The organism is Alteromonas sp. 4NH20-0056, assembly GCF_057539655.1.
Genome location: NZ_BAAJLS010000007.1, coordinates 121,582 through 138,445 on the forward strand (window position 1 = coordinate 121,582; position 16,864 = coordinate 138,445).

The 16,864-nt window shown below is 42.5% G+C and carries 10 protein-coding genes and 1 pseudogene; 8 read left to right on the plus strand and 3 right to left on the minus strand.

Translation table 11 applies throughout. From position 1 onward, the window contains the following. Nucleotides 1–227 precede the first annotated feature (227 nt). Nucleotides 228–1,647, plus strand: a pseudogene (locus AC27EZ_RS13450) (IS1182 family transposase). A gap of 325 nt (nucleotides 1,648–1,972) precedes the next feature. On the opposite strand, the gene AC27EZ_RS13455 reads toward AC27EZ_RS13450, so the two are convergent. Further along, the gene (locus AC27EZ_RS13455; protein WP_487135809.1) at nucleotides 1,973–2,986 is read right to left on the minus strand and encodes a hypothetical protein; all 1,014 of its coding nucleotides are present in this window, start codon (nucleotides 2,984–2,986) and stop codon (nucleotides 1,973–1,975) included. Nucleotides 2,987–3,125: 139 nt separating this feature from the next. Here AC27EZ_RS13455 and AC27EZ_RS13460 point away from each other — a divergent pair, with 139 nt between their 5' ends. The 3 genes from AC27EZ_RS13460 to AC27EZ_RS13470 all read left to right on the plus strand — a co-directional run bounded on the left by AC27EZ_RS13460 (nucleotide 3,126) and on the right by AC27EZ_RS13470 (nucleotide 6,600). After that, nucleotides 3,126–4,541 (plus strand): radical SAM protein, encoded by a 1,416-nt coding sequence (locus AC27EZ_RS13460; protein ID WP_487135810.1) that lies wholly within the window; start codon nucleotides 3,126–3,128, stop codon nucleotides 4,539–4,541. Nucleotides 4,542–4,550: 9 nt separating this feature from the next. Then, complete coding sequence (locus AC27EZ_RS13465) at nucleotides 4,551–6,260, plus strand: DUF1223 domain-containing protein (protein ID WP_487135811.1); 1,710 nt, start codon at nucleotides 4,551–4,553, stop codon at nucleotides 6,258–6,260. Between the two features lie 130 nt (nucleotides 6,261–6,390). After that, nucleotides 6,391–6,600 (plus strand): hypothetical protein, encoded by a 210-nt coding sequence (locus AC27EZ_RS13470; RefSeq protein ID WP_487135812.1) that lies wholly within the window; start codon nucleotides 6,391–6,393, stop codon nucleotides 6,598–6,600. Between the two features lie 375 nt (nucleotides 6,601–6,975). On the opposite strand, the gene AC27EZ_RS13475 is transcribed toward AC27EZ_RS13470, so the two are convergent. Both AC27EZ_RS13475 and AC27EZ_RS13480 read right to left on the minus strand, forming a co-directional pair. Beyond that, a complete protein-coding gene (locus AC27EZ_RS13475) occupies nucleotides 6,976–8,397 on the minus strand; it encodes a cellulase family glycosylhydrolase (protein ID WP_487135813.1) in 1,422 nt (473 codons plus the stop codon). A gap of 170 nt (nucleotides 8,398–8,567) precedes the next feature. Then, on the minus strand, nucleotides 8,568–9,914 hold the full coding sequence (locus AC27EZ_RS13480; protein WP_487135814.1) for a BNR-4 repeat-containing protein: 1,347 nt from the start codon (nucleotides 9,912–9,914) through the stop codon (nucleotides 8,568–8,570). Between the two features lie 322 nt (nucleotides 9,915–10,236). On the opposite strand from AC27EZ_RS13480, the gene AC27EZ_RS13485 reads away from it, so the two are divergent. From AC27EZ_RS13485 to AC27EZ_RS13500, 4 genes are all read left to right on the plus strand, one after another. Beyond that, nucleotides 10,237–11,823: a BNR-4 repeat-containing protein gene (locus tag AC27EZ_RS13485; protein ID WP_487135815.1), complete on the plus strand. Its 1,587-nt coding sequence runs from the start codon at nucleotides 10,237–10,239 to the stop codon at nucleotides 11,821–11,823. Between the two features lie 76 nt (nucleotides 11,824–11,899). Then, on the plus strand, nucleotides 11,900–13,360 hold the full coding sequence (locus tag AC27EZ_RS13490) for a tetratricopeptide repeat protein (protein ID WP_487135816.1): 1,461 nt from the start codon (nucleotides 11,900–11,902) through the stop codon (nucleotides 13,358–13,360). Nucleotides 13,361–14,442: 1,082 nt separating this feature from the next. Further along, nucleotides 14,443–15,348 carry a hypothetical protein gene (locus AC27EZ_RS13495; protein WP_487135817.1) on the plus strand — a complete coding sequence of 302 codons (906 nt, stop codon included), beginning with the start codon at nucleotides 14,443–14,445 and terminating at the stop codon, nucleotides 15,346–15,348. 97 nt (nucleotides 15,349–15,445) lie between these two features. After that, nucleotides 15,446–16,615, plus strand: a complete 1,170-nt coding sequence (locus tag AC27EZ_RS13500; RefSeq protein ID WP_487135818.1) for a hypothetical protein — start codon at nucleotides 15,446–15,448, stop codon at nucleotides 16,613–16,615. Nucleotides 16,616–16,864 lie beyond the last annotated feature (249 nt).

Here is a 16,864-nt window from a genome sequence, read left to right on the forward strand (position 1 = left end):
GCTCTATCAAAGCAGAGCGTCCATTAGTGCCAGTAGCTGCCGTTCACGCGCTGGCATTGAAATGGCAGCAGTGTACGCAGGCCGTGTGAAAACTATTGGTCACCTTTTGGTCTAAGCAGATTTTTTATATGATTAATCGGTCTTAGGTATCGATCCTCAATTGATATCTGAATTGGTACAATAATACTAACAAAAAATTTATATTTTTCAATCATATGCCTTGATTTATCGAAGGCCAAAGCCGAACACAAAGCACGCTATTCCCCGAAGTTTTAGATGACTACATCCATGGAGATAATCCGATTCGTGCAGTCGATATGTTTATCAATTCATTGGATTTATTTGAGTTGGGTTTTGCACGTTGCCAACCAGCCAAAATAGGTAGGCCAAGCTATTCTCCGGCAACCATGCTCAAGATTTACCTTTATGGTTATCTTAATCGCATTCAATCAAGTAGACGCTTAGAAAAAGAAACGCAGCGTAATGTCGAGTTGATGTGGCTGGTTGAGCGTCTTACCCCAGAATTTAGAACGATTGCTGGATTTCAGACGTGACAACGGCAACGCGATACAACAAGTCTGTAGGCGCTTTGTGTTGATATGCCGTGAACTCAATACGTTTACGGATGCCATCGTGGCTATTGACGGCACCAAGTTCAAAGCGGTTAACAATATCGCTAAGAACTACTCACGTGGTTTGATAAAGACGTGTATCGAAATGACCGAAAAAGATATTGCCAATTATCTTATGGAGCTCGATAGAGCAGGTCGCCAGTCCCGCACTGAAGACGCAGAAAAAGTGAAAGGCAAGCTCGCTAAACTGCAAGCGCGTCTGGTAAGCGAAAAAACAATAAAGCAAGAATTGGAAACCTTACCCGACAATCAAATCTTCTATACCGACCCCGACAGCAGGCGAATGGCACTCAAGCATAAAGGCGTATTAGTTGACTGTAATATTCAAGCGGCTGTCGACACCAAACACCACTTGATACTTGCCCATTACGTGACGAATACCCCAAGTGACAGACATCAGCTTGTCCCGATGAGCCAGCATGTGCAACAAGCGTTAGGTAAACAAGACATTACCATTCTTGCTGATAGAGATTATGACGACAGCACGAGCTTTAAGACTGTTCATCAGGCAGGCGCTACTGCAATTGTTCCGAAGATCCGTACTTCGGCTAATCGAAAAAAAGGACTGTTTACCAAAGAAGACTCTGTCTATAACAAAGAAAAAGACGTCTACGAATGTCCTGCTGGCAAAGATATCCCGTTTAGCTTTGTTTCAACGGATAAAGGAAAACCGCTACGCGCTTACATGTCGGTCATGACCTGCAAAGGTTGTACTATGAAATCGCGGTGCACAACATCACCAGCAGGAAGACGGATCCGAAGACTCGATGATGAAGAGCATGTTGAACGCGTGGCACAAGCTTATAAAAACATGCCAAACGCAATGACATTGAGGCATCAAACCGTCGAGCATCCCTTTGGCACAATAAAGCAATGGGCAAGAACGCAACAACTACTGACAAGAACATTAAAACATGTAAAAACAGAGGTAAGCTTGCAGGTTTTGGCATACAACTTCAAAAGAATGATGAATATCATGGGCGTTAGCGGTCTCATATCTGCAATGAAGACATGAGAGTTGTGGAAACACTCATTCAAAAACGATAGTGGCCTCAGAATTACTGTATTATTCAATTTAAAACAGCAACCATAAGTATGAGTTTTCACACGGCCTGCGTAGTCTTCTGCCGTTTAATTACAAATGTTTGAACGGCAGCTTCTGGCACAACTCGGAAGTTTGAAGCCTAACCCTGAGTGACTATATCTTGTCTCATTGGGCCGTTGGGGCTCAAAATGCGTAAGCGGCTATTGGAACGACGGATTTACCTAGGTCTATTCTGGATTTGGTAGCTGGCTTTATTAGGGCGAATTGCTTTCCGTTTTAACGGAATTATCCAGTGTCATTTAATTGCGGGGTGATTAAAGTGAAGCCTTGTATCGCAGGTAAGTGAAACGACTGACTCGGTTAATATAATTTCGCCAATTTCTTGCCATTTAGCTCCGTCTATCCCAGCGTCACTAAAAGCAGCGGCAGATATAACCCAAGACAGTTTATGGTTTGGGTAGTGTTGTAATGACAGCTCATCCCGAAAGTCATCTTTATTTACCAGTGATGTATCTGGTTTTAAAGATGCTTTCAGCAAACGAGGGCCTTGTTTTACGGTTTTTATTTCAGCTCCGCTTTTTTTATCAGCTTCGCGCTCTATTTCGATTTCTTTCGAAGTAATTGGCGCTGAAATGCTCTGTTCTAACATACTTTCTTCTGTATGCCGTGTCAGTCTTGGGTGTGCATCACCAACCTTTACCGCGGCTAAATGAGAAACGGGTCTAAACCGCGCATTGGCTTTTTTGCCGCTCAACGCTTTATCGGCTTTCTTAAGGTCGCTTTCCAATCGATAGGCGGTAAGCAATTGACTAAAGGGCGGCAGTTCACCAAGCGCTGGTTCGTTAGTCATAGGCAAGTTTGCAACATGCTGGGTTTTAGTTCCCCCCAGCGAGTGCATTAAAAATATGTTCTCAGTAAGTGCACTATGGGCATTGGGGAAGAGCTTAATTGCCATACCAAAAGCACGCTTATCTCGCTGCTTTGTTCCGCTTAAACTGACCGAAGCCCTAACAATAATAGGTACCTCCGTACCCGGTTGAAACAGCCCAGAGTAGGAGCTGCTTTGATTTATCTTCCATGTACCAGCAAAGCATATTCCGTTGGCTTGAAGTAGCTTATGTTTGGTACCTAATTCGATAAAATTTGCATCAGATGAAAGGGTTCTTTGAGCGTGTTTTAGCAGTATGTTTTCGCCGTTAACATCAAAGTGTTTGCGCGACACTTCATATTGCGGAAGGCTTGAGTAAGGGTCAGAAAAAACAAGACTTTTCACTTGCTCGAACGGGCTCAACGGCGTAGCTAAACCCAACTGGTTTCCACCAGTTTCAGCATAAGCTGTTACACAATTAAATAATGTGGTCAGTGCAAAAAAACGGCATGCCTTGAAAGTATTTTTAAATTTAAAAGGTCTTTGTTGATACTGAGTAGTTTGAAAAAGGCACATTAAAATGTCATGCTCCCCTGGTACCACAAGAAATCAACAACTTGCCTCAACACGAAAGCGAATGGGCGAACATTTTACTCCCAATCAACTTTTGGGGCGAACACATACCATTGGCTGTGTTGCTGTTGAAATCACGCAAAAATGTAATCTTGATTGTACCTTATGCTATTTGTCAGAGCATTCGCAAGCAGTTCGTGATATTCCCATCCAAGAAGTCTTCAAGCGATTAGACAACGTGCTTAAACACTATGGGCCCGGAACCAGTGTGCAAATTACTGGAGGCGACCCTACGTTAAGGAAGCGCAGCGAATTGATTGAAATTGTCGCTTATGCAAATCAACTTGGCTTACATACGGCGCTATTTACTAACGGTATTGCTGCTACTAGAGACCTGCTCACTGAGCTTGCCGAAGCTGGGCTTAACGACGTCGCGTTTCATGTAGATACCACCCAAGAGCGCAAAGAGTACGATGATGAACAGTCGTTAAACGCTATTCGTGAAGAGTATATAGAGCGCGCCAAAGGTCTGGGCCTTATGGTTATCTTTAACACCACAGTACACACCGACAACTTTAAAGAACTGCCCATGCTGGTGGATTTTTTTGTACAACACGCCGATGTGGTTAGTTTTGCATCGTTTCAGCTACAAGCTGAAACCGGTCGAGGCGAGTGGGGCGCACGAACTGATGTGGTTGACCCGCTTACCGTAAAAGCGGCCATTGAGAAAACCATTTCTAAAGCTTTGCCATGGGAAAAGGTACGTATAGGCCATAGTGATTGCCACAGCTATATGCCCACTTTAGTTGCCGATAATCAGGTCTATTCGTTAGTTGACGATAGTGCACTATTCGCCGAGTTCATCGAAGATTTCAAGCATATTCAAACTACCCGCCAACACGGTAGGGCGAAAATAGTGAAAGATTACATTCAAGCTTTACTTATGCAGCCTCACTGGATTTGGCGGTTAGCAAAAGCAACATCGGCAAAGCTGTTAGAAATGCGCAGTAGTTTAATTAATAGTCGCGGGCGAATGCACAAGCTGTCGTTTTTCGTTCAAAACTTTATGGATGCCAGTGCGCTGCAGCAAGACAGAATAGATGCGTGCTCTTTTATGGTAATGACAGCAGACGGCCCAGTATCAATGTGTAAACACAACGCCGAACGCGACGAGCACATATTAAAGCCTCTTTCTTACACCAATCATCGCGGGCAGGTTAAACAATACCAACCCTTAGGTAAGCGCTATCAAGAAGATAAGGTGATCCCTATTCAACTGCTTGCTGATGACTCGTCGGTTTGCGAACCCAACGAAAGGCCATCAAATGAATTAACCAATAAGCCAGCCACCGCACAAGTTCAGGAGCCAGCGCACGAGCCTAGCAGCGGTCCGGTAAATCAAAAAATTTCAGAAATAGGATAAGGAAAAGCCATGCAGTATTTTAATTCGCTCAAGTTTAACAGCGCATTCGGTGACGCTTTGTGGGTGTTTGCGTCATGGGTTTTAGCATCTTTCTTGTTGTTTTTCGTACAAAGTGTAAGTGCAAGCGAAAAGCCAAATGAAGTAAATTCATTGAGTGCTAACGCTGAAAATCAAGCGCTTGTTACGCTGAAGCAAGCTTACAAACAAGCGACCCAAGACTGGGAGTATGTATTAGCAAATTATGTTGATGAAGAAGGGCGAACTAATTTTAAGGCCTTGTCTGAGGATATTACACCACTAGAAAATGTTGTGACGTTTATTGGCTTTGCTAGCCCAACAGCAACTCCTGAATTATTCACTTCGCCAGAAGAAGTGATGAGCTATCACATCAATAGCTACAACGCATTGGCAATGTTTGGCGTGATTGAAAAAGGTATTCCAGATGGCTTTACAAGTTTCTTCTCTCGAGCCGCTTTTTTTAAGTTTCGGGATGTGGTAATTGGCGGGAAAGTCACTAATCTATACGACTATGAAAATGACGTGATAAGGCGGCTTAACGAGCCAAGGGCACACTTCGCACTTAACTGTATGGTGAAAGATTGTCCACGACTACCCAAAACGCCATTTTACCCAGAGTCATTAAATGAAACGCTAGAGCAACTTACTCACGAATTTTTCAACAAGCAAAAGCACTTCTACTTGGATCATAAACGCAAGCGAGCGTATGTGTCAGAAATATTAGATTTTTACACTGAGGATTTTGTAGCGTCGGGAAGAGCCAAAGATTTACCCCAATATATTAACCAATATATTGAGCAAGCCATACCTTCGAACTATAAGCTTCGCTTTATTGATTACGACTGGCGTATTAATGCACAGTCGGAACAAATCAATACCACAAAAATCCATGAAAGCGGTTTAAATAAGGTGCCTAGCCAAGCTTCGAAGAATCCCCTAGTGGAAGCTGCTTTTGCGCTTCATTCTCGGGAAAGTAATACTTATGAACCTGAGCAGGTAACACCATCAGTTGCTCCTTTTTCACTTACCAGTACGCCTAATCAAACAACCGTCTTGGAGCTATATACATCTCAAGGCTGTAGCAGTTGCCCACCTGCAGAGAAGTGGGTTTCGGGCTTTGTAGATAGCGAGAAATTATGGACAGAGTTGGTTCCCATTAACTTTCATGTGGACTACTGGGATTATCTGGGTTGGAAAGATCCGTTTGCTGATAGCACTTTTAGTCAACGACAGCGAGACTACAAGCGGGTAGGCAAAGCCAACACTATTGCCACGCCAGGTTTTGCCTTAAATGGTCGCGCTTGGAATGGGTGGTTTCGCGGGCAGCCATTACCGAACAAAACCGCCCCGTTGTCTGGCTTACTCCATGCTTCGGTAGACAACGACACCATAGACGTGACGTTCAATAAAATAGACGCCAGCAAGGATAACCCTTCGCTAACGGTTCACGCGGCATTACTTGGTTTTGGCATAGAAACATCGGTAAAGCGAGGTGAGAACGCAGGGCAGAAACTCGTTCATGATTTCGTCGTTATCGACTATGAACAGGATACGTTGAGCATCGGTACTCAATATTATCAAGGGCATTTACCGTTTCCAGAAAATAGTCAAACTAGTACAGCTCGAAAGGCTATTGTGGTTTGGGTATCGCAAAAAAGCGACCCTTCGCCACTTCAAATCGCAGCATCTTGGTTGAATTGAATTTCCACTTTAAACCTATGTCTTTTGCCAGAAAATATAGTTAATTGGTCTAGTTCCTAGATGTTTAAGAAATTTTTATTGTCTTACAGCTATCTTTTAAGACGTATACCTAAAGTTTAAGAAGAACAGCATGGAGTTTGTTACATCAATTCAGCACGGGCTTTTAAATGGTTCGCACTCTACAGCCTTGTTGATGGTTGGAATTGTAATTCTGTCCTATTTATTAGAGGACGTCGCTATCGTCACAGCAGCAGCTATGTCTTCAAACGACTTGTTGCCCACGCATTTAGCGCTTTTAGCTATTTTTCTAGGTATTGCCACTGGTGATTTAGGGCTTTAATGGAGTCAATCATTCAGTCGTTATCTGGGAGGCCCTGTTTCGCTACGACTCGTGAGGATAATGCTTCTATGCATCATTTGTTCAGTCGGTTTGGTTTTTCGAAACTTGGAAAGTCATATGAAAGTAAGAATGGTGGCTATTCTCTTGTCCTCTACGCAAAGCCATAACAAGGCCAGGTACAGCGACGGCTTTTCTAGCGGCTTCGCCTTCACTGCAAAGCCGAGCGTGCTGGCGGCGTTGAATCTCCGCTCCTTGTTTTCAGCGGACTTCCATTAGCCACGTAAGAAACGTCCGCTTTGTATCTTATAGCTAACTGACAGCTGAAAAAGAGGCCTATTCATTTAGACCTAAATAATCAGATATTTGCAACTAAGCCTAATTCTTTGCAGCAGGATCTGGCTCTCTGTAAATCCCTGGTTCGATCCTTACATTTATTATTGCCTCGTCTTTAGGCCATGCTAATACAACAAGTTGTTGTCTATCAGCATCCCAGATAATATCGCTAGGCTTAGTATTGGCTTTAGATGAATGCACGCGAAAACCAGTTTTAATCGGACTGTGCGTAAGAATTAAATCATCGCCGATGTGAATGGAGAATCCATCAGGGTAGTGGCGGTCTGCTCCCACAAAAATTCTTGATGCACCTTTGCTGTTATCTGTTTTGATATTGAGGTTTAGCGTGCGGGTGGCGAAATGAAACATAAAGTTTTTAATATCGCCGGCAATGTACTGCGGATAGGGGCGGGCGATAATATCGGTAATATATTTTCTTTCTACAGTACCGTCGGCTTGTTTATCAGAGAAAATCGCCCATGTCGATTCTCCGCCTGGCAAGAAATTTTGGTAGCTACGGTTGCCTAGAAACCAAGCTTTAATTGAACCAATACCCATTTTGTCGAATATTTCTGCTGTGCGAATATAAAACTCAATGTAATGTAGCTGTTCCTCTACAGATTTGTCGGTAGTAAGTAACGTGGGGAACCCCCATTCGCCTACTAAGATTGGCGCTTGAAGTAAGTCTGCTTCTTTATCAAACCGTTCCATAGTCGGTGCAATATAATCGATGTATTCTTGATATATGTGTGGTGCAAAAACAATGTTTTTGCGGTTTACCCTTTCCTTAATTTCCGCGTACTGATTTTTGTTTATTGCCTCACCCTTGTTCATAAAAATAGTTTGAATTAAGAACAACTTTTCATCGTTGTAGGGCAGTGCGGCATCGATAATTTTTTCGTAAAGTGGAATTAAATAATCGCTAGTTAGCTCGTCATAAGACTGCGCTAGCTCCTTTTTTCTTGGCTCGTTTACTAAGTCATAGCCGATAACTGCATCATTGTCTTTAAACGCATTCCAAATATGTCGCCAAGCGCTAATGTACTTCTCTTGAGCATTATTTTGGTTGAAGTATAAGTCTGGCCATGAAAAGCCCTTGGCGCCATACACGGTCAGTTTAAACATAGTGTTAATGCCCGCCTCTCGCCCCAGGCGAACTGCTCGTTTCAAACGCGCTAAATATTCTGGCTGAAATTCTGAGTGGCCAAAGGTACTCAATTTACCTAATTCCAACCTTACAACTTGCACGTTGGCGCCCAGTCGCACCATGCGTACATAATCTTCTTGCGTGAAGTTAACTTCTCCACCCGCATCGTTGGTATTTACGACAAAGCCGCGCGGGATCATGTGTCGGCCTGCGTCGTCGCGTAGGCCATGTTTTATGTCTTGTGCGAGTACAACATTGTCTGCAAAAAGTGAAAGCAGCAAAGTAAATAGTAGTGTTCTAAACAGTGATTGTGTCATCTAAAAAACCTTTTGTTGTTCATATTAGTTTCACAACGGCAGAGCGCAAATGAACGAGTTGTATATGTGCGATGCTGTGTACTGAATAATTATTTCTTACTCCAAAAAAGTCTGTAATCTCTAGTACTCATAAGCATCTCGGGCGCTCCCTGAGACGAGCTAACTGTGCACTACCTCAACGAAAATACCTGTAGATATAAACTGCGGTTATCGTCTGACCCATCTGCCTTTTTTAGGTAATAGTAAGCCTTGTTGTCTTTAAAAAAGACCACGGCTTTATCGAATACCGGACCTCGCTTGTGTTCGAAGATAGTAGTGAAGGTTTCTGAGTTATCCTCAGCCTTTGCGATTGCCACATGGCCATTTTTCAACCCAGTAAGGTAGACATCATCCCCGTTACTAAACAGTTGCCCACCAAACGGTACCTGAACGGTAGTGAAGTCCTTTTGCCCGAATTTGCGGAATGTGTGCAGGTTTATCTCTTCATTGAATTCAAGGTCTATTACTTTACTTATGAAGTGCTCATCGCCACTGTTTGTCACTGTGAAGTCAAATCCGTGAACAATGGAAACGTGGTTCTCTTTCTTTGTTTTAGCCCAGTCTCCAGGCTCTTCAATTTGGATTTGCTCAGAAATAGCTAATGGAATTTCAATTGGTTCAGCGTACGCATTTTTCCAGTCAGAGACGCCATGAGGATCTTCAGAATAAGCGTAGTAGATACCGTTTTGGTAAAGGTATTTATCTGACGTGTTTTTAGATCGTCGTTGAAACGCTATGCGAAATTTACCGCCGGTGTATTTGAAGTCCCCGTATAAACCCCAGTTGTATTCGCTACCATGCTCTGAAGCTAAAACCTGGTTGAAGTCATAATATCCATGCCACTTTTTGCCATCGTATCGGGCAAAAAGCATTTTCCCATTTGCTGAAAACCCGTAGCGCATTTTCATAAACAAATCTCCATCCTTTCCTGTGAAAAAAGCAGGGTAGGTAAGAAGTTTTGTGGTATCGATGTCGTCTATGCCATCGAAGGCTAAATGCTTGTAGTGACCAGCACCGGAGTTGACAAATTGTGCCAAAGTAAACTTGTTGTCTGGCACTGAAGCCGCGCCTTCTAGAGAATAAGAGTAACGAAGATAGTCTTGTGCGAACGCTTCCACTCTGCCGTTGCGATGCATGTCGTAAAGCAAGTGAATAGTATCGTTTACGGGGCTTATGCCCACCGCAATAGTATTGTGTGTTTCGCCTAACCACCATTTGCCTCTAAACCCTGTGTGCTGGTGGGGAAACTGAATAGTTTTGAGCACACCGGTTTTAGTATTCAGGCGTGAAAGCATCACATGCCGATTGTTTTTGCCGCCTTTATACCACGTCATAAATACAAAATGCTTGTACACTTTAATGCAGTCGCCGTGAGGGGATAGCGCATTGCCAAAAATATAATCGTAGCCATCTGGGTTATTGTCAGTATGAGAGCCTTTAACTTTATTTCCGTTGAAAAAAAGCGCGTTGGGGGTCACTAGCACTTCCGTTTCTAATCCTACGGATGCATGGGCACTGAAATTGATTGATAAGCAACATAAGAGAGATAGCGAAACAAGATTGCTCTTAAACAAAATACCTAAATTTTGTAATTTTTCAGCTGAATATAGTAACAATTTCGAACCCTCTTATTTGAGTTTGCGCACGTTTTACACCCAACAATCTGGCGACATCTGAACTAATATCAGCCTATCTGTAATCGTTTGTTTGACAGTTTCGTTGATTGTATTTGGTTATTATTGAGTGAAAATGGTTTTAAATAAATGTACACTGCTTGTAAATGTATAGCGAGTAAATCCGATGAAATTAAATCTAAAAGTGAGTGGTATAGCCCGTCAATTAACAACGTTAGTAAAAACTGTGGCGGTGTTCTCAGTGTTAACAGGCTGCGCTTCGAGCGATACCGCAACGGTATCCTCAGGCATGAGCAAAGCTAGTGGGGTGTTTTTAGAAAGCCAGACAAAAATAACCAATGGCGCGCTTCATTTTGATGGCAAAAAGCTTAACCACAACACCTTTGAAAAGCCTTCGCTGGGGCCAGAGTATGATTATTTCTTTGGCAAGAATATTTCGGCTCACGGCGATGCCGTTAAACCCTATAAACACTACGTTTTCATGACGTGGTATAAGGGGGGTAAAGAACAGCGCAATGTTATGCTTTCTAGGTTCAACACAAAAACTGGCGTTGTAAAAACTATTCAGTTTCCCCACCGACACACAGGCTTTCGAGGAAATCCACTGGTAGGGGAGTCGCACAACACCATAGGTTTAGCCGTGAGCCCTAAAAATGGCACCATTCATATGGTTTACGACATGCATGCCTATGTTGACGATGATGAGAGCGGCCGATTTAAAGGGCGGTTTGTTGATGACTTTTTCCGCTACTCTTTTTCCGTGCCTGGTGCTGCGGATGTACCGGATAACGAATTTACACTAGAAAAGTTTGTTAAAGACACCAGTGAAGTGAGTCAGGGAACTGATGATTACAAGCACTTAACCATGACAGGGAATTTAAAAGACAAAGATAATTTCTCTGCACTAACCTATCCCAAATTTTACAAAAGCAAAGAAGGCGAACTCTTGCATTACATGCGATGGGGCGGCAATAACAACGGCGCTTACTATTTCAATAAATACGATGCAGAAAAACAAGTGTGGACTCGCTTTACACCTTTTAATCACAAAGACCAAGAAACTCATGGCAATGCTTACAACTGGGGTTTATATGGTCAGATGAAGTATATAAACGGTAAGTTGCGCGTAGGGTTTCAACAGCGTAGCGCGAATAATAACGACCGTTATAAATACCAAAATGGCGTTTACTACGCATACTCAGACCACCCAGATGGTTTAGGAGATTGGAAAAATGTAGATGGTGAAAACATGACATGGCCGTTGGTTGACTCTGATGAGATTAAGATCTTTGAGCCGGGCGATTACATTGATCACCAAGAGCCCAATTCTGTTCATATAGTTGGTGGGTTTGATTGGACGGTTACGGAAAACGAAGACCTTCATTTTATTACTCACGTAAGGTCTACAAATACTAAGCGAAGTGATTACAAAGAGGTGTCGATACACGCCTTTAAGCTAGCCAACGCTAAAGACTTCACGGTTACGACTGACTTTACTGGTGCCGACTCTATTTACACATCGGGTGATAGTATTTTCATTATTGGGCTTAAAAATGGCTACCCATTTGTTGAAAAAGCGAAAGGTGGTACGAACGAGTTTGAGGTGGTTTATCAGCAAACCTCGGGAGTGAAATTTGACCACGGCACTATTCATATTGAAAACGGCAAAGCGTACTATTATTTGATGGAGAAAGGGGCTGGAAACTCGCTGCCGCTTCATCTACAAGTTATTGATTTGGGTGTTTCTAGGTAATTTGAAGCTTAATCAATGTGTCATGGCATTACCTAGAATAGTGTAGCGCCAAACGTTACACAAACGGAGAATCAGTATGAGTTGCTTTAAAAAATGCTTGGCCGCTTTATTGGCGGGTGCTCTGAGCTTCAATAGTTTTGCTGTGAATGTGTTAAAAGCTAATACAGAGTTTAAAAAAGGGAATTACGCGGTTGCGTTACCTTTATATGAAGAAGGCGCGAAGCTAGGAAATGCTCATGCTCAGTATCAATTAGGTATTATGCATTTAAAAGGTTTAGGTGTTGAACCTAATGCCGCTTCATCTCTCATTTATTTGTCTTTGGCGGCTGAGCAGCGCTACCACAATGCTCAAAGTATTATCGAGCAAATGCGCTCATCTTTAAATGAACAGGACCAGTCCCTTCTTGAAAATACCATAGAGGAAGAGCGAGTTGTTCATCAAAGCTATCAGCGCCAATTTCTACCTGTACTGAATCAACAGAACCTTAATGAGAAAGTAACATTTGACGGGGATAAGGCTTTAACACAAAAAGTGTACTTTGAAGAGTTAGTAGAATTTCAGAACTTTGATGATGAGCTACAAAACTCGGGTGGTTTTGACGATTTAGACGGCGGTGAATCACTAGATGTAGCAATTGTGGTGAACAACCCTGGCTTCTTGGTGGTAGAAAATGATGTGGCAAGCGACGGCTCTGTGCGATACATACGCGCTATTCAAAAATCTGGAAACACTAGACGTTTTCTTGATGCATATAAGCTATTCCCATTAGGGCAACCTGAAGTAAGTGATAAGCCGACGGAGTTTGTGCACCGCGCATACATGGCCGCAGCGATAGACGATCAGTTTTATCTGAATGACAACTTACCACAATTATATAAAGAGACTCGACGCATTCTACGAGCTGCTAAAAATAAACCTTCGTTAGAAACACTGTATCAATATGCAATGGCTATGGTTATTTTTCCTTGGATGCAAAGTAATGAAAACGAGGCTGAAAGCTTACTCAAAAACCTTGCAGAGAAAGGGCATCCAGGAGCCATGTACGAGTATGGCTTACAGCTATATATACAGCAAAAAGAAATATCAGAAGCCGTTAGGTGGATAACTAACGCGAGTAAGTATGGCCTATCAAGGGCTGAATATCGATTGGGTAAACTTCTACAGATGAGTCCGTGGGTTGTAAGCGACGAGAAGAAAGCGCTTTTCTGGTTTGAATCTGCTGCAGCGAAGGGTGATGAAGCTGCCAGCCTGCACGTCGCTAAGATAAAACTTACCGCTAATGATAAATCGCTAGTGGATGTTTCTGGTGCAATACAGCATTTGGAAGACATTGCGAGTTCTCAAAACCTCAATCCTGAATACCAATACTTACTTTCTATATCCTACCGACTTCGTCCAGAGCGTGACTTTAAGAAATCAGTAGCGCTATTAGAAAAAGCTATCTCCATGGGAATGCGGACTAACTGGGATACATCGGAGTGGCAGGCACTACTAGCTAAAATGCTACAAGGTAATATCACAGTAACAGACTTTTAACTGAAGTAAGGTAAGTGGAAATCTATCCGCCATGAAAAAGGTAGGTAAACACAGGCAGCCCTCACAGCGCGGACACCCCCTATATTAATCACGCTGTTGGACGCGTGGTGTTTACTATTTTGCGTTTTCGTTTAAATCAACGTGAAGGAATTGTGTTGGCATAGCATTTTCATATTACAGAGCATAATCTCAGCCACGTGCTACGGATATCGTTTCAAAAATTGATACCTAAAAAATGAAGAAATATGATTATTTTTTCTGTAAAGATGTGATTGTGCTTTTCAAGTAAGCTGAATGATGTGACTACTTAGAGGGGAGTTGGCTAGTCAGCCGTCATTTTATTGATTAGCTGCTGGTTTAATGCCGGATTATATTCAGAGTTGAGTTTGGTCGGAATATCGGCACCGTTTGCTATTGCCATGCAGTCAGTTTTGCTTTTAATTCAGCAAGCTTCTGTGGATTCCTGCTCGCTAAATTATTCTTCTCTGCTAAATCACTTGCCAAGTTGTACAATTTTATCTCAACGAGAGTCACCACCGTTCCTTTATTCTTGTATTTCAAGACAATGACGTTGAGCTATTTAGCTAAATGTAATCACAATGAAAAAAAGCAATCATAAAGAATCAAAATAAATTTCATAAATCTTTAAAAAATGTTTTTACTTCAAACTTAAATTTTAATAATTATATATTTATTAATAGTATAGAGGTACTGCTTAGTCGGTCTCAAAGTAATAATCTGCTTTGTCTAGCCCTTTCTATCTCTCACTTAAAATGTTTAAATTTTGTATATTATGTTAATTTTTTGTTGATATTTCCATTTTTAATGATATTTTGTGATTGGTCGTGCGCGTTATTGATCTTAAATGCTTATTGTGGCTGGCTACGATCACGTTTGGGATGAGACGATTGCTTTTAATCAGTTTTTTATTAGAGGTAATGCTCTGGCTAAACTCGTTCATTTTTCATGAATAACGGATTAGCAGAATCAAAACGTTCGCAATTTTACGCAGTTTGGATTTTATCCTTAGATTCTTTCTTGATTGAGTAAGACGGTAAACACACAAAAAGAGATTACCATAAATGAAAACACCAAAAATATTAGGCTACACCACTGCCATATTTACTACGGCAATTTCCTTGTCCCTGACTACACCTGCAGCATTCGCTCAAGAGTCTTTTAAAAACTGGGATCCCCAATGGTCGGTTCTATCGTCGGGTATCTCTCGCCCGCAAACCAATGAAGAGAGAGATGACCTAAAAGAAGCTGTAGAAGACGGCACAATTGATACGCAAGGCACTCGTATTGATGTGAATAATTCAGACGTTGAGCGGACAGGTACTGGGACTCGCTCTCCAATGTCAAATAGCAAACTTCGCTGGCACAATCCTTTTAGTACTGGTTTTGACAACCCGACGAGTAGTCGTTGGTATCAAAAAGATGGGAATACGCAGGTTTTTCGTGTTTTTCCTGGCGACGAGAACTTTGCTACGTCTCGTGAGGGTGCAGGCCGTAGTGAAGCGTTCGCTCCAAACGACGGTATCCGATTTAGCGACAATAAGACGATGACATTCTCTGCACGCTACCGAGTTCATGCTCACAATGGCAGTAAAGACGTCAAAATTTATCAGTCAAAGGCAACCGCTGCAGGAGGTTTTGACCCTGCATGGGGAGTAGCGCTCTGGGTAGAGGCTGACGGTGACGTGGTGATTGTTAAACGCAGACAAAGAAAGTCGGACTGGGTTAAGATCGATACAGGCAAAGATGTTGGCGATAGCTTCAATTTCCGCGTGACCGATGATGGTCGCAACTACAAGGTGTTTGTTGATAACGTTGAGATGGCTGATGACTCTTGGGAACGCGGTGACTTAAAGTCTGTGTCACGCTGGGGCGCTTATGTTCAGGGCGGAAAAGAAGGCGTACTTGACGGGCTCGTTAGTGACGCACAAATCATATTCGTTAGTGGGGCAAGCGTGACCGTTAATTAATTCCGTCCAATTTACATGCACCCTTGTCGTGCCATGCACCAAGGGTGCACTATGTAGACGTTAAGGCTGGAACATTAACAACCTACTCGGTCAAGATATGAAGTGGTCTCGTGAAAAATTAATACCTACTTTACTAGTCGCGTGCATTGGTATGGCGGTAACCTTTTTATGGTTCATACCTAATAATATTCAGCAAGCGGTAGACCAAGTCAGTCCCCTTGCTCCTCTTGACCCTGCATATGACTCCAGTATTGACGCAGCCAAAGATATAGGACCAAAGTACGTTTCATTAACTGCGCAAACAGAACCGTCCGATAATAAAACGATATCAGAAAAATTGTATCAGCTTATTGAGTCTGATCCTCAACAAGCAGCTGCCCTGTTAGACAGCATTAAACTGACTTCAAAAGGTGCGCCTACTTTATCTTTGATTAAGAATTGGAGCTTAATAGAGCCGGAAAAAGCATTTAGTTGGTATCAAACTCAACAGGATGTGCTGTCTGAGTCAGAATATGAGACTGGTATGCGAGCCTTGCTCCTGCGCTACGCTCGACACTCACCTCAAACAGTATTTTACGATCTTCAGGAGCATATCTCCCCTGAACATAACTCAGAGATAATTGTGGCAGTGGCTGAAGGTTGGGCAAATAAAGATCCTGGACAAGCCATAGTCTGGCTGCGAGAAATAGCAGCCCTAGGCTCAGCGCCTCAAGCCGCACTCGATGATGCTTATGCAACAATAATATCGCACTATCTCAATCATGCACCCAATTCAGTTTCCATTGTTCTAATGGAGTCGGAAGGAATTTTTAACAATGAACAGGTTATTCCAGAACTCGCAGTCAAACAAGCTGAAGAGGACTTGGCTGCTGCAATTGATTGGCTGGCGACTACTCAACCTGTACATGTTCAAAATACAAGTTATATCGCAATGGCAAACGCAAGAGTGGAGAAAGATCCAGAAGGTGCTTTAACGTTGTTGGCCGAAGTTAGAGAAGTCCCGATAGATGATGAGCAAAGTTTTACAGAAGCGGTAGTTCGTTTAGTAAAGCACGCCGACAGTTGGATATGGAGTAATTTTGATCAAATTCCGCTAAATATGCATTATGCCGCATCTGCTGCACTCGCTGAGAGAGCATTAAGAGGGAAGTTATCTCTGGAAAAGTATCGACTATGGCTTAGAAATTCTCCGAGTAGACAGGCCCTAGACGGAGGTGAAGAAACGATTAGGAATTATCAGGATGCCGAATCTTTAAACGTACCTTGAGACAAAATCAATTCGCTGTTAGGGGGCGTTCGTTTTGTCGATTTTTTGTGTCGCGATAGTCTAGAGCGGCGATTTTTTTCACAAAGTATTTTTCTAGCGGCTGGTTTCTTTTTATTGAAGGCTGAATAGGACTAGGAATAGATTTTAGGCTATGGAAAGCCTAGGTTTTCTCTAAATAAAAATAATTATAAAAAGAACAGTAATTTCTTTAGTGCGAAGGGTATCAACAATGTTCTTTATTACCTCATA